Raw genomic sequence first — 26984 nt, forward strand, 5'->3', positions numbered from 1 at the left:
TCTCCCTATTTCTGAATTATCAAATAATTAACCGTGCAAGCCACACTCTGTTTTTCCTTGTCCTTGCCATCTACCGGCACGTAAATCCTCTGCAGTCCAAGCTGGTTTTGTACATTTCTCACAGCCAATACTTGGGTATCCTTGATCATGTAGGACATTGTACGGAAGATCATATTTTGACACATAGCGCCAAACATCCTTCCACGTCCAGTGAATTAGTGGGCATACTTTAATCGATTCGAATTTTTTATCTTCATTAATGAAGTTTGTTTTCGCACGCGCACCGCCTTGCTCACGTCGCAGGCCTGAAATCCATGCTGTAGAAGCCGATAATACTTCATGCAATGAATCGAGCTTACGCAGCTGGCAGCACTGATTCGGGTCAGTCTCCCATAAGTTTTCACCATACTCTTCCGCTTGTTGTTCAAGCGTTAGCTTCGGTTGCTTCATGTCAATTTGCAGTGCTGGATATTTCTCTTTTACTTTATTAATTGTGTCATACGTTTCTTTAAAATGAACATTCGTATCTAAAAAGACGATTTTTGCATCGGGTTTGACCTTCGAAATTAAATCGATCAGTACAATCCCCTCGATACCGAAACTGCAGCCATAGACGATATCATCACCATATTCGTCGTATGCCCATTTCAACGTATTTAATGCGCCCTTGTACACCTCATCGACTTCAAAATCAGGCAGTGTCGCATCTTGAATTGTATTAAACGTTAACATATCGTTCACCTCTATTTAATAAAAAAAGACACCGCATCGCCGCATAAATGTATTATGGACGTTGGCAGTGCCTCCAGTTGTCTGGTCAGCGTATCTATTCGGTTCATCATGATGAATTGTTTCAAAGTATAAACCATTCATTTCCGAGTTGTCAACTTGTATTTAAGAAAAAAGTTTTTAATTCATAGTTGACTTATCGGAAATAAACTCTTAAAGTATAGTAAAGCATTTGTACATGAGCTGATCAGACGACTGAAGGCTACAAAGGCGCAAACGACGTATTTCTACGTCCTACTGCGTCTTTGTAGCCTTTTGTCTTTTATACATATTTAGAGGATGTGAATGAGATGAAAAAACGTGCCGTTACCGTAGCAGCGCTTTCGTTATCACTATTACTCAGTGGATGTTCATCGAGCGATAGTAAAGGAAACGCTGAAACGGTCAACCTATTAAATGTTTCCTATGACCCGACACGTGAGCTTTACGAAGATATTAATACGGCGTTTGCAAAAGAATGGAAACAAGAAACAGGACAAAATGTGAAAATCCAACAATCCCATGGTGGTTCTGGCAAACAAGGACGAGCCGTTATCGATGGCTTACCTGCGGATGTCGTCACACTCGCACTCGCCTATGATATTGATGAAGTTGCCAAAAATCGTCATTTAATCGATAAGGGCTGGGCCGATGAATACGCCGATCATTCTTCGCCTTATACATCAACAATCGTTTTTCTCGTACGCAAAGGCAACCCGAAAAACATTCAAGACTGGGATGATTTAGTGAAATCGGATGTCTCTGTTATTACACCAAATCCAAAAACTTCAGGAGGCGCGCGCTGGAATTACTTAGCAGCATGGGGATATGCAGCGAAGAAATACGATAATGATAAACTGAAAATTGAGAATTTTATGAAACAATTATATGGCAATGTACAGGTGCTTGATTCAGGTGCACGTGCCTCGACGACAACCTTTACGGAACGTGGCATTGGTGATGTATTAATTTCATGGGAAAACGAAGCGTACCTATCATTAGATGAGCTTGGTCATGATAACTATGAAATCGTTACACCGTCAATGAGTATTTTAGCGGAACCTCCTGTTGCGGTTGTCGACAAAAACGCCAAACATAAAGGGACTGAAAAAGTTGCAGAGGCGTATTTAGACTTCCTTTATACAAAAGAAGGTCAAAAAATCGCAGCGGAAAACTATTATCGTCCGCGCGATAAAGAAATTTTAAAAGACTATCAGAAGCAATTTCCTAAAATCGATATGCTAACAATTCGTGACTTCGGTGACTGGAACAAGGCGCAGGCCGAGCATTTTAGCGACGGTGGCACATTCGATAAAATTTATACGACGAATTAAGAGGTGACTTTACATGACGTTATCACAGCATACTACGACGCCGACAAAGCGTAAGAAAATAACGGTATTACCGGGCTTCAAATTAACGCTTGGTTATACCGTACTGTACATTAGTATTTTAGTTTTACTACCATTATCAACACTCGTTTGGAATACGATGCAGTTATCATGGGCCGATTTCTGGGCCGTCATTACAGACCCCCGCGTCGTTGCCTCGTATAAAGTAACATTTGGCACCGCCCTCATTGCCGCCATGATCAATGTTATTTTCGGCACGATGATTGCGTGGGTGCTTGTGCGCTATGACTTCTTCGGTAAGAAATTGATTGATGGCCTTGTCGATTTACCATTCGCTCTGCCAACAGCCGTTGCCGGTATCGCCTTAACCGCTTTATATGCACCAAATGGCTGGATTGGTCAATTTCTACCGTTTCAGGTCGCCTTTACACCACTGGGCATTATCGTGGCACTAACATTCATTGGACTTCCATTTGTTGTGCGTACTGTTCAGCCAGTGCTTGAAAATGTAGGGGCTGAATCGGAAGAAGCAAGCGCGTCACTTGGCGCCAATCGCCTACAAACCTTTACAAAGGTCATTTTTCCGGAGCTTATTCCAGCAATCTTAACAGGCTTTACACTCGCCTTCTCGCGCGCACTTGGTGAATACGGCTCGGTCGTTTTCATTGCCGGTAATATGCCAATGAAAACCGAGATTACCCCGCTGATGATTATGACGAAGCTTGAACAATATGATTATGCAGGCGCCACAGCAATCGCCGTTGTCATGCTTGTCGCATCATTCGTTATTTTACTAGTCATGAATACGATTCAATGGCTCGTTAGCCGTAAATATACTGTGTAAGGAGTTGAAGCACCAATGGTTATTTCACTGGATTCATCCAAACAATCGGTTAAAGCCGACCCGACATCACTTAAAGAACCGCGTATCGTTCGCATTGCGCTTACGACGCTTTCACTATTGTTTTTATTTATTTTTCTCGTTATGCCGCTAGCAGTTATTTTTATTTCGGCATTACGCAAAGGGCTCGATGTTTACGTCGCCTCGATTACAGAATCGGATGCACTTAGCGCCATCCAATTAACGTTATTAGTAGCGGTTATTGCGGTACCACTGAATACGCTTTTTGGTATTATCGCCGCTTGGTGTATTACGAAGTTTAACTTCAAGGGACGGAACCTGCTTATTACAATTATCGATTTACCATTTGCCGTATCGCCGGTTATCGCCGGTCTTGTTTTTATTTTAGTATTCGGTGCACAGGGCCTATTTGGCGAATGGTTTTTAAATCACGACTTCCCGATTGTCTTTGCGCTACCAGGGATTTTACTAGCCTCCCTCTTTGTGACGGTACCATTTGTAGCTCGCGAGCTTATTCCACTTATGCAAGCACAAGGCACACAAGAAGAGGAAGCGAGTGTATCACTTGGCGCAAACGGCTTCCAAACCTTTTGGCATGTCACACTGCCCAATATTAAATGGGGACTTTTATACGGTGTTATTTTATGTAATGCCCGCGTCATGGGCGAATTCGGTGCGGTATCAGTCGTATCCGGTCATGTACGTGGCTTAACAAATACGATGCCACTACATATTGAAGTACTTTACAATGAATATCAATTTACTGCAGCCTTTGCGGTTGCATCGTTAATGTCGCTACTGGCGATTTTAACGATCATTATTAAAAACATCATCGAATGGAAAACGGCACATCGCTAAGGGGGAACTTACATGAGTATTACGATTCAAAATGTCAAAAAACAATTCGGCGATTTCACAGCCGTTGACAATGTCTCAATCGATATTGAATCCGGAGAATTAATCGCGCTACTTGGCCCGTCCGGCTCAGGAAAAACATCATTACTACGCATTATTGCAGGTCTTGAGCAATTAGACGAAGGCGCTATTTTATTCGATGGTGAAAACATTACAAACATCCATGCGAAAGAACGAAATATTGGCTTTGTGTTCCAGCATTATGCGCTATTCCGTCATATGACGGTGTTTGATAATGTGGCCTATGGCTTAAAAGTACGCCCGCGTAAAACACGTCCATCTAAAAAGGAAATTCGCGATAAAGTCATGACATTACTATCACTCGTCAAGCTTGAAAATTTCGCTGATCGTTACCCAAATCAATTATCTGGTGGGCAGCGTCAGCGTGTAGCACTCGCTCGCGCATTAGCCGTCGAGCCAAAAGTATTATTACTTGATGAACCATTCGGTGCGCTTGATGCTAAAGTACGTAAGGATTTACGCCGCTGGTTACGCAAGATGCATAATGAATTCCATGTAACGAGTATTTTTGTGACACATGACCAAGAAGAGGCGCTTGATGTAGCAGACAGAATTGTTGTTATGAATAAAGGCCATATCGAACAAGTCGGTCCACCTGAGGAAGTATATGACCATCCAAATAGCCCATTTGTCTACGATTTCTTAGGCAATGTCAATTTATTTAAAGGACGTATGCAAAATGGCCAACTTGTAAATGGCAACTTCTCAGTGGATGTCCCCGAGGCGGAGACGACATCCGAAGCTGAGGCAATTGGCTATGTTCGCCCACATGATATTCATATTGAGCGCACGAAAACATTTGACGATGCCGTACAGGCGAATATTATTTATATTCATGCTATCGGGCCAATCGTGCAAATTGAATTACATCGTGATGATATCGATGAATATTTAGAAGCGGAGCTACCGAAAGAACAATTCCGTGCACTTGAATTAAAACGCGGCGAACAGGTCTACATTCGCCCTCGTCAGTTAAAAGTATTTATTCCAGAAGATTTTTCAATTTAAGTATCAAAAAAACGGTCAGCGCATTACGCGTTGACCGTTTTTTGGTACGGGGGAGCAGCAATAAAAAACCATCCTTCTTCGTTTGAAGAAGGATGGTTACTACTTTTACTAATTATACATGCGCTAATTGTGCTTCAAGTTGTGCAATAAGCTGACGAGTTTGCAGTGTTGCGGCACATTTTTCACGTGCATAACGAATGCCCATCAGATGATCTTCTTCTGAGAAATCCGCTACAGCATCGGTAATATAAAATGGCTGAATATCGTACATAAAGGCCTCCGCAGCCGTTAAAAGACAGCCGATATGCGCGTAAATACCACAAATCATTAATTGATCGCGCTCCCACACATCCTTCATGAGCTCTTCTAAATTACTTTTCTTAAATGCACTATAGCGCCATTTCGTCATAACCGTATCTTTTTGTGTTGGCGCAAGCGCGGGTGTAATCGCGGTAATCGTATCGTCCTCACGTAGACCGTCACCCCAGAAATCGGTTAGTAAAGCACGGTCCTCTGCATGCTGGTCCCCTGGCTGTGCTGTATAGACAACTGGAATTTCTAATGTAGCGCATAGCTCTTTAATGCGCTGAATATTGGCAATCAGCTCAGGGATTGGCGCCTGTGTTTGATCATAATAGCTTAAAAAGTAATTTTGCATATCATGCACAAGAAGTACGCTACGTTTTGCATCTACTTTCCAGTTGATTTTTTCATTTACTTCCTCCGCCTTTGGCATTGGATACGATTGAATTTTTGGAATTGACATGATTAAAACTCTCCCTTCGTTGTTACCTCTTCAGGCATTGCATTGAGCATTGTTTGGAATTTCGCACCGGTTTCACACGCTTCTTCAGCCGGCACAGATGTTTCAACAATGCCCGCCCCTGCATAAAGTGTTAGCCCTGTTGCATGGATTTTCCCGCAGCGAATCGTCACGACCCATTCACCATTCCCTGCTGCATCCATATAGCCGACGATCCCGGCAAAATAACCACGGTCAAATGGCTCGATTTTTTGAATGGCGCTAAATGCCGCTTCACGAGGTTGACCACAAACAGCGGGTGTTGGGTGTAATAAATTAGCAAGTTCAAGAGATGACAGCGCCTCTTCGCCAACCTCCGCTGTTACGACCGTTGATAAATGAATCATTGAATCGGTATATAAAATACTTGGTGAGGCTGGTACATGTAAATTTTTCACATGCGGCCCTAGTGCCTGTTTTACCATTTCAACGACGATGCGGTGCTCATGTAAATCCTTCGCTGATTGCATTAATTCAGCTGCACTCGCCGCGTCTACCGCTTCCACATATGTACGCTTTCTAGAGCCAGCGATTGGATTAGCAGTAATGCGGTTGCCCTCTCGTTTAATAAGCAGCTCAGGACTTGCGCCAAGTAATGTTTCATTATTTGCTAATGGAATCGAATACGTATAACCTTTGTCATTATGCGTTGCTAAATAATGCAGTAGCTCACGATGTGGCACACTTGGCGCCTCGATTTCAAGCGTACGCGCTAGTACAACCTTTGTCATACTACCTTGTTTAATTTGCTTCACCGATGCATCTACCATCGCTTCAAATTTTGTGCGACTTGGATACGATGTCACACGTGTAGCGTCAAACTGTGCCTTCGCTGCGCGCTCTTCCTCATACGCTTCATTGGCTTCAATTTGTGGATGAGAAGCAAGCTGTAGTGCCGGCTGTTTCGTAATATCAAACGGAATAGCACCGACGATGACCGCCTGATCATCGTCCGCTGCATGGAGTGCCTTCATCATTCGTTCATTTACAGAAGCAAGTGAATGACATGCAGGTATATTGACCGCGCTGCAAGCTGTGCCTACAATTGTTTTTGTCGGTGTTTTAAAAAATACATGCTTTGTTGAAAGCTTTTGTAATTGTTGCTGTAGCGAATACGTTGTAATCATCGAATTTCCTCCTAGACTCCTAATGTAGCGCCGCCGTCGACTACGACATTGCCCATCGTAATATGATTTGCCTTTGATGATAGTAAGAATAAAATGACGTTTGCGATATCTTCTGGCTCTGCAATTTTTTGTAGCGGAATACCAACTTTATAGCGCGCTAAATTCCCTTGAATCACATTGGCAGCACCTGATTCATCTTGCCACATTGACGTTTGCATATTCGTAAATGTTGACCCTGGTGACACAACATTACAGCGAATACCATAAGGAGCTAATTCTAGTCCTAGTGCCTGGCAATAACGAATTGTTGCTGCCTTTGATGCACCATATGCGCCAATATCTAAGCGCGGTAGAGAGGCTGAGTTCGACCCAACGACCACGATATTCCCTTGCTGACGCTGTTTCATATAAGCTGCGACATGCTTCGTCACATGAAATACCCCTTTGACGTTTACATCAAATAGCTTATCCCACTGCTCTTCTGTACAATCACATAGATCGCCAACAACGAGTACCCCTGCCACATGCACAAGTGCGGTAATTTGTCCGATTGTCGCTTCGATTGTATCAATGGCAGCCTTCACTGCTTGGCCGTCACGAATGTCGACCACGAATTTCTCGACATCCGGTATTTGCTGTAATTTTTCTTCATCATAATCAATGACTGCGATTTGTTGATATTGTGCGCGTAATTGGTCGACAACTGCACGACCAATCCCATTTGCGCCACCTACTACTACTGCTACTTGCTGTTCCACTACTCATCATCCTTCGTCTGTTTTGGTAATACGAGATACATCACTGCTGCGATACATGCTGGAATCGCAAACAATAAATAATTCCAATAATTTGCGACATTCGCTGCTAATAAATAGCCGCCGATCAAGGGACCAACAATCGCACCGAGGCGTCCTACCGATAGCGCAGCACCTAATGCGGCACCACGACAGCTCGCATCATAATAGCTTGCGTTACAAGCATTATTAAGATTTTGTGCACCAATCGACGCCGCGCCGCTAATGGCGACTAATACGTATAGCACCGGCATCGAAAAATGACACATAAGTAGTACTAAGCAAACTGCACCTAAGCTATACAGTGTCGTTTGCACAATGCGACTGCCGAAGCGGTCCGCCACTAAGCCCCCGATAACTGAGCCGATAATTGCCCCAATATTTAAGGCGCATAGGAAGCTAATACTTGATGTAATGCCATAGCCCTGTGCACGCATGAGCTGTGGTAGCCATGTGCTTAAGCCGTATACGAGTAGTAATCCCATAAAGCAAATCACCCAAAACGATAAGGTGATTCGTGCACGACCCGCCGTAAATAATGCGCGTAGCGGCTGTTTCTTTTGCGGTTGCTTGGTGTGCCACTGGACATCTTCTTCAAGGGCGAAATCCGGATTCATTTTTTGAACGATGGCACGCATTTTCTCAGGCTCACTTTGCGCTAGAAATGGTAAGGATTCCGGTAAGGATTTAATCATCCACGGTAGCACAATAAGCGGCAGTGCACCGACAATAAATAATGACTGCCAGCCAAAATGTGGCATCATATACATGCCAAGCAGCGCGACTAAAATACCGCCTAGCGAATAGCCGCTAAACATAATGCCAACAAAGCGATTTCGCATTTTTCGTGGTGCGTACTCTGCCGTTAATGCGACAACAAGAGGCGGAATACCACCAAGTCCAATACCGGCGATAAAGCGGCAAATCGCGAAAAAGGGAATCGATGTGGCCAATGCATTGCAAAGCGTAAAGACGCTAAATAGCACAACACAGTACACCAAAACCTTTTTGCGTCCTAGCTTATCTGCCATCACTCCCGCCATAAATGCGCCAATTAAGCTCCCAACAAGGGTGAGACTTGCAACCAGGCCAAGCGTTGCAACTGATATTCCCCATTCCTCGTGTAATACCGGGATGACGACTCCTAAAACCGATAGATCATAGCCGTCAAATAAAATTAAAAACATCGTCCATGCTAAAATGGTTAGATGTACGCGTGAGACGCGACTTTTCTCGATGACCTCTTCAACAGAAACCATTTGCATATAAAACACTTCCTTTAAAATCTACAAGTTGTGGACGTTCTTTTCGGTATGTGCAAACCGCAATCGTAAATGCGTCGTAAACGGTACGATAAACATATGGGCGCTGCCGCTCATTATGGAAATACAAGCGATTGCGTTCAATATGCATCGCCGATAAATCATAATTCAAGCCAACACCGAGTAATTTGCCGTACGCTTCCTTCGCAGTCCAAACAGCGCTAAACGAACACTTCCCTGCTGTGACACGCTGCTGCTCCTTCGTGTGGAAGAGTGGCATAATCGACTCAATCACTGCTGTATCACGCCACTCGCAGTCGACACCGATTTCCTCCTCCGAAAGCGCAACAACGACAAAGCCATTACTATGTGCCACATTAAAATGCATTGTGCCATGCGTCGCAAACGGCTTACCGTATTTTGTGTACGCAATATCTGAAAAGCCAATTAAATGCTCCATCATATAGCCTGCTAAAATACATGTTCGCTCATCCTCTTGTCGGTAAAAGCTCGCTGCCTTTTCTACGCGTGCTGCTGGTAGCTCCTTTTTCATCCACTCAAAGTCCAAATCGGTCCACTGTGAAATCGAGCTTGTATAAACGATTGTCATAGCACACACTCCTAAAGCACTGGGCTTAAATCCTGCCAGTGTTGTTCAATATACGTGTCACACGCATCCTTTTGTGCAGGGCCAAACTGCTGCACCCAGCCTACTGGGATATCAATATAAGCTGGCCATAATGAAAACTGCTGGACATTATTTTGCAACACAATAAATGATGCTTCTTGCTGTTCAAATGGATTAAACATGATGAATCATTCCTTTTTTAGTAAAATAATCAGCGATTTTTGCGCCAATTTCTCGAATTGGTTCTGGCTGACACATATCCTTATGACGGCAGGCAATTTCCTCAATCGCCATGTCGCCGATATAATCCTGCCAAATACGTGGATCAACCGCTTCGAACCACTCTGGTAAAATCGTCGATTGATAAAATAGCATCGACGCCTGACAACGACATGGTTCATGCGCACGCAGTAATGTAATCGAGTTCATATAGGTTTTTAGTAAGCGCTGTAATGTCTCGATCGATAAACTTGCGAGTGCGCTGCCTTCCTTCTTCAACAACGCGAGTACATTTTCAAGCGTCGGCTCACCCTCAATCAATTCAACATCTAAACCGCCTAGTGCGAGTAATGCTTCAACCGCTTCCTCCTCTAGTGTCTGATTCCCAATTTTATGATGCACAGGGTAGGCATCAAGAACAATTAGATGTGCCTGCTCCCCTTTAGCTTCTAGCTGTACCGCCATCTCCTGCACGACATTACCACCAAGTGACCAGCCTAATAATTCATAAGGTCCCTCTGGCTGTATACGCTGCATTTCCGTAATATAGCCTGCCGCCATGTCAGTTAAGGTTTGTGGTAAAGCACATGCCTCTGCAATCCCTACCGCCTGCAAGCCATACAGCGCTTGTTGCTGTGGTAAATACTGCATAAGCCCTGCATAGCACCAGCTCAAGCCGCCTGCTGGATGGACGCAAAATAGATTGTCTGAGCCATCATTTTTTCGAAGTGGTAATAGCGATTGTAATGAACTGGTTTCGTCAAGATCCTCCATATGCAGACATAGCTTCGCAACAGTTGGTGCTTCAAATAAATGCCCAATCGTTAAATCCATATCAAATGTTTGCTTCACATTTGTCATTAGCTGCACCGCTAGTAATGAATGCCCGCCAACTTCAAAGAACGAATCATGAATACCGATTTGCTGATTCCCTAACACATCTCTAAACAGCTGTAGCATTACTTCTTCTGTCGGATTTGTTGGGCTGTCATTTGTCGAAGCATATTGTGGCTCTGGCAATGCCTTCGTATCAAGCTTGCCATTAGGTGTGAGCGGCATTTCTGTTATTTCAATAAAAGCATTCGGCATCATATAGCTTGGTAGAATGCTTGAAATTTGCTTTGTTGCGGCTACTTGCTGCCAATTATCTGCAATGACATAGGCGAAAATCCGCACATCATCTTCACTATATTTTTTCACAACAGCCACAGCCTCACGTACACCCGCTACGGCTAATAATGCACGCTCGATTTCCTCTAGCTCGATACGGAATCCTCGAATTTTCACCTGATGATCAATGCGGCCAATATACGCCAAGTTGCCATCAGCAGTCCATTTTGCTAAGTCTCCTGTGCGATACATTCGACTGCCATCTGTTTTAAATGGATTGGCAATAAAGCGCTCTGCTGTCAGGGCAGGACGACCTAAATAGCCATGTGCAAGACCATCACCCGCGACATACATCTCACCAATAACGCCTGCTGGCACTGGCTGTAGCATGGCATCTAGCACATAAATTTCTAAGTCCGGAATCGCCTCACCAATTAGACTTGCTTGGCGCTCCGTTACGAGTTCTTCACTCAATGCTTGATACGATACATGGACCGTCGTTTCGGTAATACCATACATATTCACAAGCACCGTATCCTCCTTGTATTTGGCATACCATTTGCGTAAACGCTCAAAGCTCAGCGCTTCGCCACCAAAAATAACCGTACGCAGCTGTAATCGGGTATCTGTTGCCTGATCCGCTTCAATTAATTGATAAAAAGCAGATGGCGTTTGATTTAATACCGTCACACGCTCATCAATTAATAAACGATGGAAGGCCCCTGGTGTACGACTGACATCAAATGGCACAACGACTAGCTTCGCACCTGTTAGCAGCGCACCCCAAATTTCCCAAATCGAGAAGTCAAAGGCATAGGAATGGAAGAATGTCCAACTATCTGCAGCACTAAAGTGATACCAATCATCCGTTGCATCAAGCAAACGAATGACATTATTATGTGGAATGACAACACCCTTTGGCTTTCCTGTAGAGCCTGACGTATAAATGACATAGGCTGGGTGCTGTGGTGTAATAGCCACTTCAATATTATCCGTTTCATACGCTTCAAATGGCACAGTCGCCATCACTATTTCTGCCTCATAGCCACGCGGTTCATCAACGACAATGAAGCGTGGGTTCGCGCTCTCTAAAATATAGTGAATGCGCTCTGTAGGATAGTGAGGATCAATCGGCACATACGCCGCACCTGTTTTTAATACCGCCACAATTCCAACAAGCATATCAAGACCGCGCTCCATAATAAGCGCCACATAATCACGTGGCTTAACACCCTGTGCCTGCAAATGACGTGCGAGCTGATTCGCTCGTTCATTTAACTGACGATACGTTAGTGTCTGTCCTTCATACGTGACAGCGACTTGTTCTGCATAGGTGATGGCCATTTGTTCAAAACGCGCGACAATCGTTGCCGGTGCATAATGCTTCGCCTCTGTGACCGCCTGTGTCAGTAATGTCGTTTGTTCATGAGGCAGTAATAATGGTAATGCCGTAAGCGTCAGCTGTGCATCACTACTTACCGCATCGAGTACTTGCTCAAAGCGCATCAGTAAATCCTCGATAATTGGTGCTGTAAATTTCGTCGCATCATATTCTGCGATAACAGCTAATGCTTCTTCACGCCAATCAAATTCAAGCGCCAGCTCAACCTTCGCTGTGTCTGTTTGAATCAGACGTACATGCGCTTGCTGTCCTTCTAATGCCAGTGTCAGCGCTGGATTATTTTGCATCGTTAGCATGACTTGGAATAATGGATTTTTCGTCCCTGTACGACGTGGATTGACACGTTCTACCACTTGGTCAAATGGTACAAAGTCATATTTATATGCCTGCTGGTTCATGCGATGGGTCGCCTGTAAAGCTTCCGCAAAGCTCAGATTATCACACCACTCATAACGATACACAACGGTATTCATCATGAGACCAAGCATTTGCTGCAATGCTTCGACAGGGCGACCATTCGTTGGCGAGCCAATCGTTACATCATCCCCTGCGCCCATTTTCGTTAGCAGCATACTAAAGCCTGTTTGGAGCACCGTATACAAGCTCACACCTTGCGTTTGCGCAAGCTGCTGTAGCTTTTGCATTAAGGTTGCTGATAACTCATGGTAGGCATGCGCCCCTGCCACATCACTCGTCGTTTCTTCATAAGGTAGGGTAATTTCATCTGGCACATGCGCAAGCTGTTGCCCCCAGTAATCAAGTCCCTGCTGTGTAACATCACGCGCAAGCAAGTGCTCCTGCCACGCCACATAAGCCCCGTAAGACATCGGCGCTGTACGCGGTGCCAACTGTTCATAAGCATAGGCGAAATCATCTAAGAAAATCGACAGCCCGTAGCCATCAATCGCAATATGATGGAAGAGGAATAATAATGCATCCTCATATGCAAAGACCTTTGCACTCACCTGTTGCGCTAAATCAAAAATCGTATGGATGTCTTCCCTTTGTTTCATCGTTGTCGATAACGTTACTGGAATCGCTTGTGTTACTAGTTGTTGTACTGGCCTACCATCAATAACTGTATACGTTGTGCGTAAAATCGGATGTTGCTGCTGTACGATTGCTAATGCTTGTTTCACACGCGCTAAATCATACGATACACCCTCGACAAGCAGTGGAATATTATATGTCGCGGATGGATTCGTTTGCTGCATAAACCACATCCCGCGCTGCGTTGCACTTAGCGCTATCGTTTGCTGTGCTGGGACCTCGGTCATTTCCGGCCAAATCGTTTCGCCATCTGCCTGGTCAATAATAGCTGCAAGCGCACAAACCGTCGGATGCTCAAAAATTGTCGCAACCGTTAAATCGACTTGCCATTTCTCCCGAATTCGCATCATGAGCGTTGTTGCTAAAATAGAATGCCCACCTAAACGGAAGAAATGACTATCACGTGATACCGTCGCCACCTGTAGCACTTCTTTATAAAGGGCTGCCACTTGCGCTTCAAGTGGTGTATGCAGTACTTCTTCCACTACCGCTTCAACGGTCGGCATTGGTAGCGCATTGCGGTCAATCTTACCATTCGCTGTTAGTGGCCACGCTGTAACCGCACACCAATATTCCGGCACCATATAGTCTGGTAGCATTGCCGCCAATTTTTGCTGTAGCATCTTTTCATCTACCACACCGATCACATAGGCGATTAAACGCGTATCATCGGCAAATTGCTTCGACATGACAAGCGCCTCTTCTACGCCAGCTAGCTTCACAAGTGCAGCTTCAATTTCAGAAAGCTCAATACGGAAGCCACGAACCTTCACCTGAAAATCTGTACGTCCGATATAATACAGCTTGCCATTTATACGTTTTACTAAGTCCCCTGTTTGATACATGCGACCATACTGCTCTGTAAATGGATTGGCAATAAAGCGTTCTGCGGTCAATGCCGGACGATTGTAATAACCTCGCCCAACACCCTCACCAGCAATGTATAAATGCCCCTCACTGCCATCAAGTACCGGCTGTAAATCCTCATCTAAAATATAAAGTGCCGTTTGAGCAATGGGCTGTCCTAATGTAATACCCGTAGCATCGGTAATCTGTGCCATCGTCGACCAAATCGTTGTTTCAGTCGGTCCATACATGTTGTATACCGCTTTTGTCGTCTCAAGCATACGCGTTGCCAGTGCCTCGGGTAGTGCCTCGCCACCAACAAGTGCCGTCACATTTGCTAAAGCCTGTGGCACAAAGCGTACAAGTGTTTTCCATAGGCTTGGTGTAGCTTGTAAAAATGTAATATCATGTGCTTGAATCAACTGTGCTAGACGCTGTGGGTCATGAATATCTGCTGCATCACTTAGCACAACAGCAGCACCAACTGTTAATGGTAAAAAGCATTCAAGCATTGAAATATCAAAAGCATTCGTCGTCACTGCAAGTAAGCGGTCCTGTGCGGTCATCGGCAAACGTTCTTGCATACCGATCATAAAGTTCGCAAGATTATGACGTTCAATGACAACCCCTTTCGGCTTCCCTGTTGAGCCCGACGTATAAATCATATAGGCTGCATCATGCGGCCTTTGCTCTATCGCATTCCACTGTGTTGGGAATGCTTCCCATGGGCGCATTGCAATCGATAGTTGTGGTACATCCAAATCAATCGGTTGATCGCAAAGCATAACGCGCGCGTTCGCATCATGCACCATATACGCAATTCGGTCCATCGGATAAATCGGGTCCATCGGAATATAAGTTGCACGAATTTTCAGAATTGCAATCATAAAGCTAATGAGCTCAGGTGCACGTTTTACATACAACGCCACAAAATCATTTGGCTGAATTCCTTCACTTACTAGCCAATTTGCCATTTGATTACTTTGTTGCCAAAGCTGCTCATACGTTAGCTTTTCGCTACCACTAATCGCAAGTGCTTGTGGTGCCTTATTGACGCTTTGCTCAATCATCGACACAATATCTACTTGATGTACAGCTTCTTCGACCGGTGCTACTGGTTGCTGTAATGCCTTGTAAATACGATGGTCCGCTTCCGTCAAAATACGTTCAAAATACGCGAGCCATGTTTCAAGAACCGCTTCATCGTATAAATCAGCGTTCGCAAGTAATTCACAGCGCAAGCCGCCATCTGCTGTCGCAAATAAATTAAACGATAGGTCATCAATTACACCAATGGATAATTTATGCGTGGTCGCCTCTGCACCGACAAAAGGCAAGGTCTCATAAAATGGCATAAAGTTTAATTGTCCACTACATAGACGTTCTCCAAACGGTAAGGCAATTTCTCTACGAATTTGCTCATATGGGTAGCGACCATGCTGTTTTATCAAGGCTTCTTGCTGTTGAATTTGCTGTGCGAGCTCATAAATCGTCGCTGCTGGCGTCACATCAATATGAAGCGGTACCATATTCATATGTAAACAAGGAACATTTGCCGCCTTTGAACCAACGCGTTGCATGAGTGGCGTATTTAACACAATCTGTTTTTTATGCGCGACTTTATACGCCAAAATGGCAAAACCCGCCATAAAGTAATGCTGTGGCATAATGCGCTTAGCGAAGCCCGCTATTTTCCACTGCTGGACCACTTCTTTAGAAAACGTCGTTGCGGCTTGAATAACGTCTCCCGTTAATGTCGGTTGCTTCACTGAAAACGTCGCTAATGTGTCATCGACAGGTGCATAATGCTGCCAAAATGCGCGGTCATTTTCATAATCCGCACTTGCCGTATAATGCTGCTCCTCTTCAACGACTGCCGTAAACGCATCAAAAACATCCATTAACGGTGCTTCTGACGCCATCAGCGCATTGTATTGTTTCGCTGTCGCCTGATAAATCAATTGATACGCATAGGCATCAATGGCGATATGATGCACTTTGAAAAACCATACAACTTGCCCTGTTTGTGCGTTTTGAAGCAACGCTGTTTCAAAGCTCTGTCCTTTTTCAAGTGCCAACGGACGTCGCAAATGCGCTTGCATCCATTGCTGTTGCTGCGCCTCATTTGCTAGTTCAACGACCGGTACGTCAACATCTTTTATGCATAATGTTTGGTACACTTGATTCCTCTCTACGCGATACACTTGATGTAGCGCTTCTGCCTGCGTTAATGTTAGCATAATCGCCTCACGTAATTTTTGAAGCGATACCTCACCATGAAATGCAACATATTCAGCTGTTATAAAATTGGTTTGCGTCGGATTTAGTTGATATGCAAACCACATTGCCTGTTGTCCAGCAGTTAATTGTTCCATTGTCATCCCTCCCTACTTCACAATACGTTCCATCCATGCAGCTAACGTTGGATTTCTCACAAGCTCTACAAAGGTAACATCACTACCGCTTGCACGGAATGCTTCGACCGCCATCATCATACGCATTGAATCCACACCTACATACTGTAATGATTCATCAAGCGCTACCTCACCAATTGCACCATCTACGAAATCATCCATTACTGCTAAAAATTGTTCTTTTGTCATTATTTACACGCCTACCTTTTCTTCGATTAGTAATCGTAATTCTTTTTTGCTCACTTTTCCGAGCGCTGTTTCAGGGAATGCATCCAGCCATTCAATACGGTCCGGAATTTTATACGTTGCGAGTCCGCGTGCTTCTAAAAACTGCAGCAATTCTTTTTTGTCTACTTCTTTATTTTTAATGATGAAAGCACAAATTTTTTCGCCTAAGAAGCGGTCTGGCATCGCCACGACTGCGACATCAAACACTGCCTCATGTGCTAGTAAATGATTTTCTACTTCCTCTGCCGCAATTTTCTCACCGCCACGATTAACCTGATCCTTATCACGACCCGTTACTGTAATGTAGCCAGCCTCATCGACCCGTACTAAATCACCTGTACGGTAAAAGCCATCTGATGTAAAGGATTTTTGATTGTGCTCAGGTGCTTTGTAGTAGCCTTGGATTGTATACGGCCCTCTCGTTAATAAAAAGCCCTCTGTATTTACCGGTACTTCCTGATCATCCTCATCGACAACCTTCACTTCATCAAGCGTTGATAGCGGTTTTCCTTGTGTATGAATAATGCGTTCCTCTGAATCATCAAGACGTGTGTAATTCACAAGCCCTTCTGCCATGCCAAATACTTGCTGTAATGTACAGCCAAATGTCGGCATCACTTCTTTCGCAACTTCAACACTTAATTTCGCTCCGCCAACGAGCATGACCTCAAGCGAAGATAAATTTTCCTGTCGATATTTCGCCGCATACAGCCATTGAATGACAACTGGTGGCACAAGCGCAACCATCGTAATTTTTTGCTGTTCAATTAAGGGAAAGACCTCATCTGCACTCGGTGTATCACACATGACAACCGTTCCGCCGGCATAAAAGACCCCTAAAATCCCTGGAGAACTCATCGGATAATTATGCGCGACCGGTAACACTACTAAAAAGCGTGTATCCGCTGTGACATCACAAATCTCCACGCTGCGCTTTAACGTATAAATATATTCATCATGCGTACGTGGAATAAGTTTCGATAAGCCTGTCGTCCCACCTGACAATTGTAAAAATGCCACATCTGAGCCCGTTACTTCAACAGCTTGCATAGCTTCCTCACGATATAATGTGTTTAGCGACGTAAATTCGTCTGTATCTCCTGCTAACATAATATGTTCTACAGTCGGTGCCACTTGCTGAACTTGCTTTGCAAGCTGTTCATAATCAAAACCTTGATAGGTAGTTGAAGCAATATACGCTTTTGCTTCTGCAAATTGACAGAAGTACGAAATTTCATTGTAGCGATGCGATAGTAGGGCAAATACTGGCAATGCACCTAGTAAAAATAACGCAAATACTGTTTCGACATAGACCATCGTATTAGGTAGCTGCACTACGACACGATCCTCTTTTTCGATTCCAAGCTGTTGGAATCCTGCAGCTAGTTTTTCACTACGCGCTAGCAGTTGTTCATATGTATAAGATTGGCCATACGCTGTTACCGCAATCGTATGGGGGCGTTTTACCGCTTGTTTGCGTAGCATCTCCCCCAAGCTATAACCTTCCCAGCAACCTTGTTGACGGTAAAATGCCGCACGTTCTTCTGGCCATGGTGTAAACCCTTCTAACATTTTCTCACTCCTCTTCGTGATAATGAGAATCATTTTCACTTATGATTTGGACTCAGTATAGTCCTGCTTCTCATAGATGGTCAACAAGCGCAATGAAAATTCATACATTTTACTTATTTTTTTACTTTTTATACTTTTATGTCTTTCGATCGTTAATCAAAAAGAAAATAAACTACATAAAAGCTGATATATCAACAATTAAAAGTAAATAGCATCACCATTCAAGAAAGAATAAAAAAACAATTACCTTGAATTCTAAAGGATATTCTGTACAGATTCCGGCCCTGCATTTGTATAATTTTTCATTAAACCGTATGTATTCGGTTGGGTTTCATTATTATAAAAATCCATATTTGCTCCTTGAGATACCCTTCATACTTTTCTCACAGAAATGCTAGCACATTAAATGATTCATTCAGCGTATTTATCAGCTCAAAAAATAAAAAAGCACAACCTCCAGTGACTTTTCCACTGTAAGATTGTACTTTTATCGCTATTTATTAAATTAGCCCCACATTAATTTCGCACTCATATGTGGTACTTGATTATGCTCTTCCTCATCGACTAGCTGCATGACACCTGGAATTTCATGATGATGCCATACAAAATTTTCAGGCGTCATACCATGTTCCAAGTTAATGCGATCCAGTTCATTAAGCGCTAACTTATCACTAATCGCTTCACCTTCTTGAATAGCTTTTGACAATGCATGATTACAATAATTTATTTGTTTTTTATTAGAGGCTTTAATAAGTTCTTCTGGTAACTTTACTTCATAAATTGGCGTGAATTGCGGGAAGGAAGCATCCTCTTGACGTGCAACAAAAGCAGGTTTTCTCGCTTGCACCACATCTTCGTCCTTCTCAAAATTCGTACCAGCAGAGCCAGCTACAACTGTTTTCCCTAGTGTTTTAATGCCTTCCGTGGCACGCCGACGGTCACTATACGCTACACCCTTTAGTACCTCAACACCATTTTCAGTCACATTTTTTAATGTGCCTGTCACATCACGAACAACATAACCGCCTGCCTTTTTTAAATCCTCGACACCCTTGTCGATATTGGCTTCATCTTTTCGTACAAGACCAACGCCTGCTGTTACCGTGCCATCAACAACTGTACCAGCTAGCTTAACCGTATTCCCTGTTGCCTGACCAACTAGCGGTGCCACTTCCTCGACCCATTTCCCCGCCTCTTTTAATGGCGTGCGCTGAATTCCTTTTCCTGCTAATGATACTCCTGTTTTCACAGTACGATCGACAACATTTCCTAACCCTTTTCCCAGTCGTTTACCTAAATCCATCGTATTTTCCTCCTAGCATGAAGTTATTATCCTCATTTTACAATAGCACCGTTTTAAAGTACTAATGATAAGCAGCTCACAAAAAAGGAACCGCGCTATCGCACGATTCCCGCTTCCTTCTATTCTTACACTTCTGTTGGCACAAACTGTTCGACAATAATACTGTTTGCGGCATTAATATACGCTTCCGCACTTGCACGAATAACATCGGTATGTGTCGCTTTCGCAATATATGTTTTATCATGGCTTTGCACTTGAATTTTCACTTTACCGAGTGCCTCTTTTCCGCGTGTCACACTCGAAATTTTATATTCCATAATATTCATATCCACATCAATGACTTCTTTTAATGCGGTATAAAGTGCATCGATTGGGCCTGTACCAACTGTGCTTGCTCGGAATGATTCTTTCCCTTTAGACACTTTAATTGTCGCTGACGGGAAAATCGGATTACTAATTACTTGAATATCTTCTAACACATAAAAAGCATCCGCGTGTTTTTCAAAATTCGCCATTTTATCATGACGGCGTAGATAATCCTCTACTAAGATGAATAAATCATGATCATACACTTCTTTTTTCGCATCGGCTAACTCTAAAAAATCTGTGAAAACATCTTCAAACTGCTTCTCATTAATGTCAATTGATAAATTACAAATCGCATTGCGGACTGCATGACGACCTGAGCGTGCCGTTAATACAAGCTCCATATCATCTAGCCCCACCTCTGTCGGATGAATAATTTCATACGCATCGCGTGATTTTAATAAGCCATCTTGGTGAATACCTGAAGAATGTGCAAATGCATTATCTCCTGTAATTGCCTTATTCACCTGTACATCTAAGCCCATTAAGCTCGACACAATTTTAGATGTATTAATAATTTCCTTCTTATTAATAGAAGTAAAAGCATCAAAGTAATCGCCACGAGTTGATAATGCCATCACTACTTCTTCAAGCGCTGCATTGCCCGCGCGCTCGCCAATCCCATTGATTGTACACTCTACTTTATCAGCACCATTTTTCACAGCCTGTAGCGTATTCGCCGTCGCCATCCCTAAATCGTTATGGCAATGAACACTTAATAACACATCTGGATTTACATTTTTAATACGGTCATTTAATTTATAAATCATGTCACCAAATTGCTCCGGTACCGCCCAACCAACTGTATCCGGCACATTAATCATCGTTGCCCCCGCATCAATTACTGCTTCAATTGTCTTCCATAAGTATTCAAAATCTGAACGCGATGCATCCTCCGTTGAATATTGTACTTGTGGCATAAGTGATTTTGCGTATTTTACCGCATCCACACCAATTTGTAAGATTTGATCCTTCGATTTACTAAATTTCTTTTCTACATGAATATCTGACGTACCTAGCACCATATGAATCATTGGATTTTCTGCATATTTCACGGCATTGTATACCGAATCAATATCTGTTTTCACTGCGCGTGCTAGTGCCGTAATCATCATATTGCTTGAGCTACCTACTTGCTGCGCAATTTGCTTAACTGCTTGGAAGTCGCCCTCTGAAGATGCCGGGAAGCCCGCTTCGATAATATCAACTTGTAATTTCTTTAATTGTTGTGCCACCTCTAATTTTTCATAGATGTTTAATTTTGCACCTGGCACTTGCTCTCCATCACGTAACGTTGTATCAAATACCCAAATTTTTCTCGACATACTTCAACACTCCTCTTCCAAATTAGATAATAAAACACCCCGCCTCTATTGCTAGAGACGAGGTGTTAACTCGCGGTACCACTCTGCTTGAGCGCTTGTAATATATCGCTCCACTTAATGAACAAAAAATGTCCCATGTATAACGTCATGACCCGATTTATCCTACTGTAAGTTCAGATAATTTGCTCCCGGACGAGTTCAAAGCGTTTCTTGCTAATTTCCACCAACCATTAGCTCTCTAAAAAGAAACGATACTTTTACTACTTCCGTTCTCTGCATGTAATATATTAGCTTGATAACATCATAGTGAAAAGTTTTTAGAATGTCAACAATTTTCAGAAAAATAAAAATAAATTATTTACGCGTCATATTTGGTCGCTCATTTTGCCATGTAATTTCAACCGGCATTCCCACAAAATCGCTCATCGTTTCGGACGTTAATAAATCAGTTGTTTTTCCAGCCGCAAAAACACGTCCCTCTTTTAATAATAAGATATTTGTAAATACCGGTAAGATTTCATTTACGTGATGCGTCACATAAACAAGCGATGGACCGTGGTCTTTTTCTGCAATCGTTTGAATCGTATCGAGTAGCTGTTCGCGCGCAATAAAGTCAAATCCCGTCGCAGGTTCATCTAAAATTAATAATTCCGGCTCTCCCATTAACGCACGCCCCAATAATGCGCGTTGATTCTCCCCCTGTGACAATACTTCATATGGCTGATTTGCAAAATGATAGGCGTTTAAATCATGCAAAATACCGACCGCACGATCTCGCATAGCGTCTGTTACTTTTTCATATAAGCCAAGCGATGCGAAGGCACCACTCAAAATAATTTCAAATGTATTATCATCCTGGCGTAGCATTTGCTGAACCCCAGCAGACACAATGCCAACTTTACGTCGCAGCTCATCGCCTAACACCGATTTCCCAAATACATGACCACAAACTTCGACATCTCCTGTAGAAGGTAAATAATAGGCACATAACATATTTAGTAAAGCCGTTTTCCCAGCACCATTCATACCATATACAGCCCAGTGCTCACCAGGTTCTACATCCCAGCTCACATTTTTTAAAATTTGTGTTTCTTCTCTCCTTAATGAAATATCTTTTAAATGAATCACCATCATACTCCTCTCCCTTCCACGTAATCGTACTGCGATTATTTTAAGAAAGCAATGAACACTTCCGTACAATTAAAAAAAGGGCAACCACGCCGTCGTGTGATTGCCCTCTTGTTTCATTATCCAATTAAGTTATGTTTTACAACTTCGTATGCTTGGCAAATATCCATCATGTCTACTTCTGACTCTTCGATCATATGTGATGCAATGTCATAAAGATTTGCTTCATCATTTGTTGTTAAGTCGTTTAATAATTGGCCCTCGATTTGGTCTACATATTGTTGGATTGAGTTATTCATCTGTTGTACTCTCCTTTTGGTTTCTGTATTATTTTTTATCATCTCTCGGATGTAACGTTCCTACTTGTTACTTACATCATACAAGAGCTTTTATATAAAATCTACTATTTTCACCTATAAAAATTTGACTTTGTGACACATATATGTATAATGCTATTTTTAGCCCTTTGTGAACGTTTTCTTGTCGTTTATTACATGATTTCTTTTTGTTTTTTGAAAATTCTTTCCATATTTCAGAGTAATCATTTACTGTATGTCGATGTTATAAATCAATTCGTAATTCATTAATTGTCTGAATTAAAAAATATTATTTCATCTTTTGATATATAACAGAAATCTAAAAAATAGCAACTGTACTACTTTTTGTGTTATTTTTTTATAGACTAGAGAGTTCTAAAAAATGAAAAAATCACAAAAAAAGAGAAACCACCCAATCAGATGATTTCTCCTCGTAACATGTCTTATTATCCTAAAAATGCTTTTAACATCCAGACATGTTTTTCAAGCTCGGTATGAATGCCTAGTAATAAATCTGACGTCATTTCATCGCCTGCTTCTTGGGCAATCATCATACCTTTCGTTAAATCTTCTAGCATTTTTTCAAAATCATCGACAATCGCTGCGACCATTGCACGCGAATCTTCTTCATACGTGCCTTCTGCAATTGTTGATAGCTCCAGATACTCTTTCATCGTCGCAACCGGATGACCTTTAATCGCTAAAATACGCTCTGCTAGCTCATCAAAATGTGCTGCTGCCTCTGTATACAATTCTTCAAATTTTGTATGCAATGTAAAGAAGTCACTACCTTTTACGTACCAGTGGAAGTTATGCAACTTCACGTATAAAATGCCCCAGTCTGCAACCTGTTTGTTTAATACATCAATCACTTGTTGATTCATTTGAAAAACTCCTTTATCGTTATTCTACTATTATTATTCCACTTTTTTAGCGCTTTAAACATAGGTATACCCTTTAGAGCTAGACTTATTTTATGAATCTTAATTCGTTTCATTCATTCTCATAAAAATAGGGGTATACATACTAATAGAAAGCAGGTGATGGCAGAAAAAAAGATTGACGATTTTCTTTTCAGTTATTATTGTATTTGCTTTGTTCACAATAGTACCATTCCACTCCTCTGCAGCAATTTATGAGCCAGTCACTGTCAAAAAAACACTTGTTGTATATTGATGCCTCTAAAACTTCTATAAAGTACTAAGAAAAATCAAAGAAAATACCGCATTAAACGTCTATGATGGCGTCTCGATTGCGCGAGATCAAATAAATTGGCCAACCTATAAGCACTATGGTTGGTCATGTATTACGTATTATCAAAATCCGATTATATAAAAACGCATCAGCTTCGTTTTAAATACCCGTAACAATGGACAACTGGTATAAAAGCAAAAATCGTAAAAAGCTTACGTGAAAATAACGTTATCGGTAAAAAATATAGCACCGTTTGTAATGGTGATCCCTATTATAGCGTTTAAATTGCGTGTAAAAGCACTTGGAAATACGTGGCAACTGCCAATTGCAAAACTGGCTACTATCATGGATAATAAAATTAACAAATTGACGGATAACATGAAAAAGCCGTATGACATACGTTTTTTTCATATTCAACATCTATACTCTAATGAATTGGTAGGTAAAATAATGAAAAAACAACTCATCGCATTCGCTACAATCTGCTCACTATGTATCCCACAGACGACCGCCTATGCTACAACAACGCTAGAACAACAAAATGCAGCGTACAATAAACTATCTGTTACAAATAAAAGTATTTCTGTAGACGTCGTCGATAAAAAATCACTAGACGTATTACGTTCTTTTACGCTTAAAGCAAATCGTGTCGTTGAAATCAAAAAGGACATTCCAAAGCTCAGCGGTAAACAAATTATTATCAAGAAGAAAACACAGCCTACAGGCACCATCTTTGTCACACAAGAGAAAAAATATACATATTCAAATAAAACAAAGTCAATGCCAGCTGCACAGCGCAATCGCTTTGATCGTTTTGAAAAAAAATGGAATAAAACCTTAACAACAAATCAACGAAAATCTTTAAAAGATTATACACGCAGTGGCTATGTCGATATTAACAGAACCCTACGCGGTCTACAGCCAACCTCGCCTAAAATCGATAATCGCATTAAAGCGATTGACCATGCGCTCCTAAAGTTTAAAAGCCCGTATGATTTTACCGTTTGGCGTGGAACAGAGCTTAAAAACTTTAAATATGGCTTAAAAAATGGCAAACTCGCTATTGGTGCTAGCTATTCTGATAAGGGCTATCTTTCGACTTCACTGGTTAGAGCTGGTACAATCGGCTTTGGTTATGATGCACTGATTCGTATCCAAACACCTGCTGGAAATTACGGAGCACCCGTATACAAGCTCTCTCCTTATGAAAATGAAGAAGAGTATTTATTAAAACGTGGGACAAAATTTGTCGTGACAGGTATTAAAAAAGAAAAACATCGCACCGTTATTACAATCAATACAATCCCAACACCTTAATAATTTAGTAGAAGAATTATTCTTCTACTAAACTATTTTTTTACAATAACCAATATTTTACTAGACAAACAACGTTCATTCCTCTATAATTAAGTCAATGAGATATTTTCAAACGCTAATTTACCTATTATAAAGGGCATGTAACGTTTAGTTGGTACTCTTTATAATATGTGAATTTTTTTCTTTCGAAAAATTGTGATCTTATTAATATTAAAACAATGGAGGTCATTTAAATGACACAAGGTACAGTAAAATGGTTTAACGCAGACAAAGGTTTCGGCTTCATCGAAGTTGAAGGCGGTTCTGACGTATTCGCTCACTTCTCAGCTATCCAAGGCGAAGGTTTCAAAACTTTAGAAGAAGGCCAAAAAGTAGAATTCGACGTAGAAGAAGGCCAACGCGGTCCTCAAGCTGCTAACATCGTAAAACTTTAATTTTTACGTAGAAGAGATACCCTAGATAGGGTATCTCTTTTTTTATGCAAAAAAAGGAAACATTTTTATCACGCTTCCTTTCTTTATCATCGTATGTATAGAACGATTATTTTTAAAAATCGTACGTATGTATCGTTTTGTAGCCATCAGTTTTCTCTACAATTTCAAAGACATTTTGTTGACCACGCCATTCAAAATCCTTTGGCACTTTATATACTGCATGTATGGTTACCGTCTTTTTCGCTTGTATTACATCTTCCCCTACACTCGTTTGAAAATGATTCGCCTTATATGTTTCCCCGTCTACATCAACAAATCTTGAATGTAATTGAGCGAGCGATTGCTTGCTGTCCGCTTTATTATGTGCTTTCAATATTACGGTAATATCCTTCTGATCACGCTCATTTTTACGTATATGCTCCTCTACACGTTCAATCTTTAATGCCATCATCTCTTTATCCGAAATGCCATACTCTACTGTTTCTTCTTGCATATGGAATATTTCCGTCTTCGTTGCCTTGTCACCTGATTCTTCATATTCGTTCAAAGAATCATCGTAATCATCATCTGATGTTTCGACAACAGTGACCTCCGACTTCCCGATGTCCATATTACAGGCTGCTAAAGGCAACGCTACTACCATACAAAAAAGTATTTTTTTCATAAACTCACTACTTTCCTTTTATTATTTCACTATATAGTCAAAACCTATCTATTCTCTAAATAAAAAATGCATTGCATTTACCTTTTACAGCATATCCAGGAAAAACATAGCTATCTTTATTTTATCATTTTATTAATTTTTTGTTTATTTATTCAGCTATAAGAAAAATATACGAGGAAGCATTTTCTTTGAAGTAGTTAAGTAAAATTCTTCCTGTGAGCTCTACCAGCGTAGGAGGGCTTGCAAGTCGTTGTCTACTCGGAAGCAATTGGCATACAAACAATCTACAGCTGACTATACGAGCCCTACATGATGTCCTTTATTTAGGACACAAAAAAAGCCCCCGATTTCTCGGAGGCTTTCTTTATATCTTCATTTCCAGAAGTGCTTCAAACGCTTTTGTAAGGAAGTCAAGCCAAGTTCGCAAACGTCGTGTTTGCAACGCTTGACCACCCTCCGTCCGTCGGCAGTATTAAGCTTCTAATAATAAATCTTCTGGGTTTTCGATTAAGTCTTTAACCATTTTAAGGAAACCAACAGATTCTTTACCGTTCAT

22 protein-coding genes and 1 other annotated feature are annotated in these 26984 nt (G+C 41.9%); of the genes, 6 read left to right on the top strand and 16 right to left on the bottom strand.

Annotated features, from left to right (window positions below; all coding sequences use genetic code 11):
- Positions 1-27: 27 nt before the first annotated feature.
- Positions 28-732, bottom strand: a complete 705-nt coding sequence (locus tag QI30_RS08765; protein ID WP_020189784.1) for a phosphoadenylyl-sulfate reductase — start codon at positions 730-732, stop codon at positions 28-30.
- Positions 733-1079: 347 nt separating this feature from the next.
- On the opposite strand from QI30_RS08765, the gene QI30_RS08770 reads away from it, so the two are divergent.
- Genes QI30_RS08770 through QI30_RS08785 form a run of 4 tightly spaced genes read left to right on the top strand, consistent with a single transcriptional unit; the run spans position 1080 to position 4926 of the window.
- A complete protein-coding gene (locus QI30_RS08770; protein ID WP_126990545.1) occupies positions 1080-2102 on the top strand; it encodes a sulfate ABC transporter substrate-binding protein in 1023 nt (340 codons plus the stop codon).
- 13 nt (positions 2103-2115) lie between these two features.
- Complete coding sequence (cysT, locus tag QI30_RS08775; RefSeq protein WP_020189782.1) at positions 2116-2964, top strand: sulfate ABC transporter permease subunit CysT; 849 nt, start codon at positions 2116-2118, stop codon at positions 2962-2964.
- A 15-nt stretch (positions 2965-2979) separates the two neighbouring features.
- Complete coding sequence (gene cysW, locus QI30_RS08780; protein WP_020189781.1) at positions 2980-3840, top strand: sulfate ABC transporter permease subunit CysW; 861 nt, start codon at positions 2980-2982, stop codon at positions 3838-3840.
- A 12-nt stretch (positions 3841-3852) separates the two neighbouring features.
- Positions 3853-4926 carry a sulfate/molybdate ABC transporter ATP-binding protein gene (locus QI30_RS08785; RefSeq protein ID WP_020189780.1) on the top strand — a complete coding sequence of 358 codons (1074 nt, stop codon included), beginning with the start codon at positions 3853-3855 and terminating at the stop codon, positions 4924-4926.
- Positions 4927-5038: 112 nt separating this feature from the next.
- Here the strand turns inward: QI30_RS08785 and QI30_RS08790 are convergent, their stop codons facing one another.
- The 14 genes from QI30_RS08790 to QI30_RS08855 all read right to left on the bottom strand — a co-directional run bounded on the left by QI30_RS08790 (position 5039) and on the right by QI30_RS08855 (position 23703).
- Positions 5039-5692, bottom strand: a complete 654-nt coding sequence (locus tag QI30_RS08790; protein ID WP_126990546.1) for an isochorismatase family protein — start codon at positions 5690-5692, stop codon at positions 5039-5041.
- Between the two features lie 2 nt (positions 5693-5694).
- On the bottom strand, positions 5695-6855 hold the full coding sequence (locus tag QI30_RS08795; RefSeq protein WP_126990547.1) for an isochorismate synthase: 1161 nt from the start codon (positions 6853-6855) through the stop codon (positions 5695-5697).
- A gap of 11 nt (positions 6856-6866) precedes the next feature.
- Positions 6867-7613, bottom strand: a complete 747-nt coding sequence (locus tag QI30_RS08800; protein WP_126990548.1) for a 2,3-dihydro-2,3-dihydroxybenzoate dehydrogenase — start codon at positions 7611-7613, stop codon at positions 6867-6869.
- Complete coding sequence (locus QI30_RS08805) at positions 7613-8914, bottom strand: MFS transporter (protein WP_126990549.1); 1302 nt, start codon at positions 8912-8914, stop codon at positions 7613-7615. The genes QI30_RS08800 and QI30_RS08805 overlap by 1 nt, the downstream gene beginning before the upstream one ends.
- Positions 8895-9521, bottom strand: coding sequence for a 4'-phosphopantetheinyl transferase family protein (locus QI30_RS08810; protein ID WP_126990550.1), 627 nt, complete (start codon positions 9519-9521; stop codon positions 8895-8897). The genes QI30_RS08805 and QI30_RS08810 overlap by 20 nt, the downstream gene beginning before the upstream one ends.
- A gap of 11 nt (positions 9522-9532) precedes the next feature.
- Complete coding sequence (locus tag QI30_RS08815) at positions 9533-9721, bottom strand: MbtH family protein (protein WP_126990551.1); 189 nt, start codon at positions 9719-9721, stop codon at positions 9533-9535.
- Positions 9714-16541, bottom strand: a complete 6828-nt coding sequence (locus tag QI30_RS08820; RefSeq protein WP_158621016.1) for an amino acid adenylation domain-containing protein — start codon at positions 16539-16541, stop codon at positions 9714-9716. The genes QI30_RS08815 and QI30_RS08820 overlap by 8 nt, the downstream gene beginning before the upstream one ends.
- Before the next feature lie 12 nt (positions 16542-16553).
- On the bottom strand, positions 16554-16769 hold the full coding sequence (locus QI30_RS08825; RefSeq protein WP_126990553.1) for a phosphopantetheine-binding protein: 216 nt from the start codon (positions 16767-16769) through the stop codon (positions 16554-16556).
- 3 nt (positions 16770-16772) lie between these two features.
- The gene (locus tag QI30_RS08830; protein ID WP_126990554.1) at positions 16773-18380 is read right to left on the bottom strand and encodes a (2,3-dihydroxybenzoyl)adenylate synthase; all 1608 of its coding nucleotides are present in this window, start codon (positions 18378-18380) and stop codon (positions 16773-16775) included.
- 505 nt (positions 18381-18885) lie between these two features.
- On the bottom strand, positions 18886-19683 hold the full coding sequence (locus QI30_RS08835; protein WP_126990555.1) for an HNH endonuclease: 798 nt from the start codon (positions 19681-19683) through the stop codon (positions 18886-18888).
- 125 nt (positions 19684-19808) lie between these two features.
- Positions 19809-21374: a 2-isopropylmalate synthase gene (locus QI30_RS08840; protein ID WP_126990556.1), complete on the bottom strand. Its 1566-nt coding sequence runs from the start codon at positions 21372-21374 to the stop codon at positions 19809-19811.
- 50 nt (positions 21375-21424) lie between these two features.
- Positions 21425-21657 (bottom strand) — a binding site (T-box leader).
- Between the two features lie 71 nt (positions 21658-21728).
- Complete coding sequence (locus tag QI30_RS08845) at positions 21729-22505, bottom strand: ABC transporter ATP-binding protein (RefSeq protein ID WP_126991023.1); 777 nt, start codon at positions 22503-22505, stop codon at positions 21729-21731.
- 116 nt (positions 22506-22621) lie between these two features.
- Entirely contained in the window at positions 22622-22801 is a 180-nt protein-coding gene (locus QI30_RS08850) for a hypothetical protein (protein WP_020189766.1), read from the bottom strand.
- Between the two features lie 464 nt (positions 22802-23265).
- Positions 23266-23703 carry a Dps family protein gene (locus tag QI30_RS08855; protein ID WP_126990557.1) on the bottom strand — a complete coding sequence of 146 codons (438 nt, stop codon included), beginning with the start codon at positions 23701-23703 and terminating at the stop codon, positions 23266-23268.
- A 760-nt stretch (positions 23704-24463) separates the two neighbouring features.
- On the opposite strand from QI30_RS08855, the gene QI30_RS08860 reads away from it, so the two are divergent.
- Entirely contained in the window at positions 24464-25330 is an 867-nt protein-coding gene (locus tag QI30_RS08860; RefSeq protein WP_158621017.1) for an ADP-ribosyltransferase, read from the top strand.
- Positions 25331-25563: 233 nt separating this feature from the next.
- The gene (locus QI30_RS08865; protein WP_020189763.1) at positions 25564-25764 is read left to right on the top strand and encodes a cold-shock protein; all 201 of its coding nucleotides are present in this window, start codon (positions 25564-25566) and stop codon (positions 25762-25764) included.
- Positions 25765-25876: 112 nt separating this feature from the next.
- On the opposite strand, the gene QI30_RS08870 is transcribed toward QI30_RS08865, so the two are convergent.
- Complete coding sequence (locus QI30_RS08870) at positions 25877-26428, bottom strand: hypothetical protein (protein WP_126990559.1); 552 nt, start codon at positions 26426-26428, stop codon at positions 25877-25879.
- Positions 26429-26984 lie beyond the last annotated feature (556 nt).

Source organism: Candidatus Kurthia intestinigallinarum, assembly GCF_003991225.1.
GTDB lineage: Bacteria > Bacillota > Bacilli > Bacillales_A > Planococcaceae > Kurthia > Kurthia populi.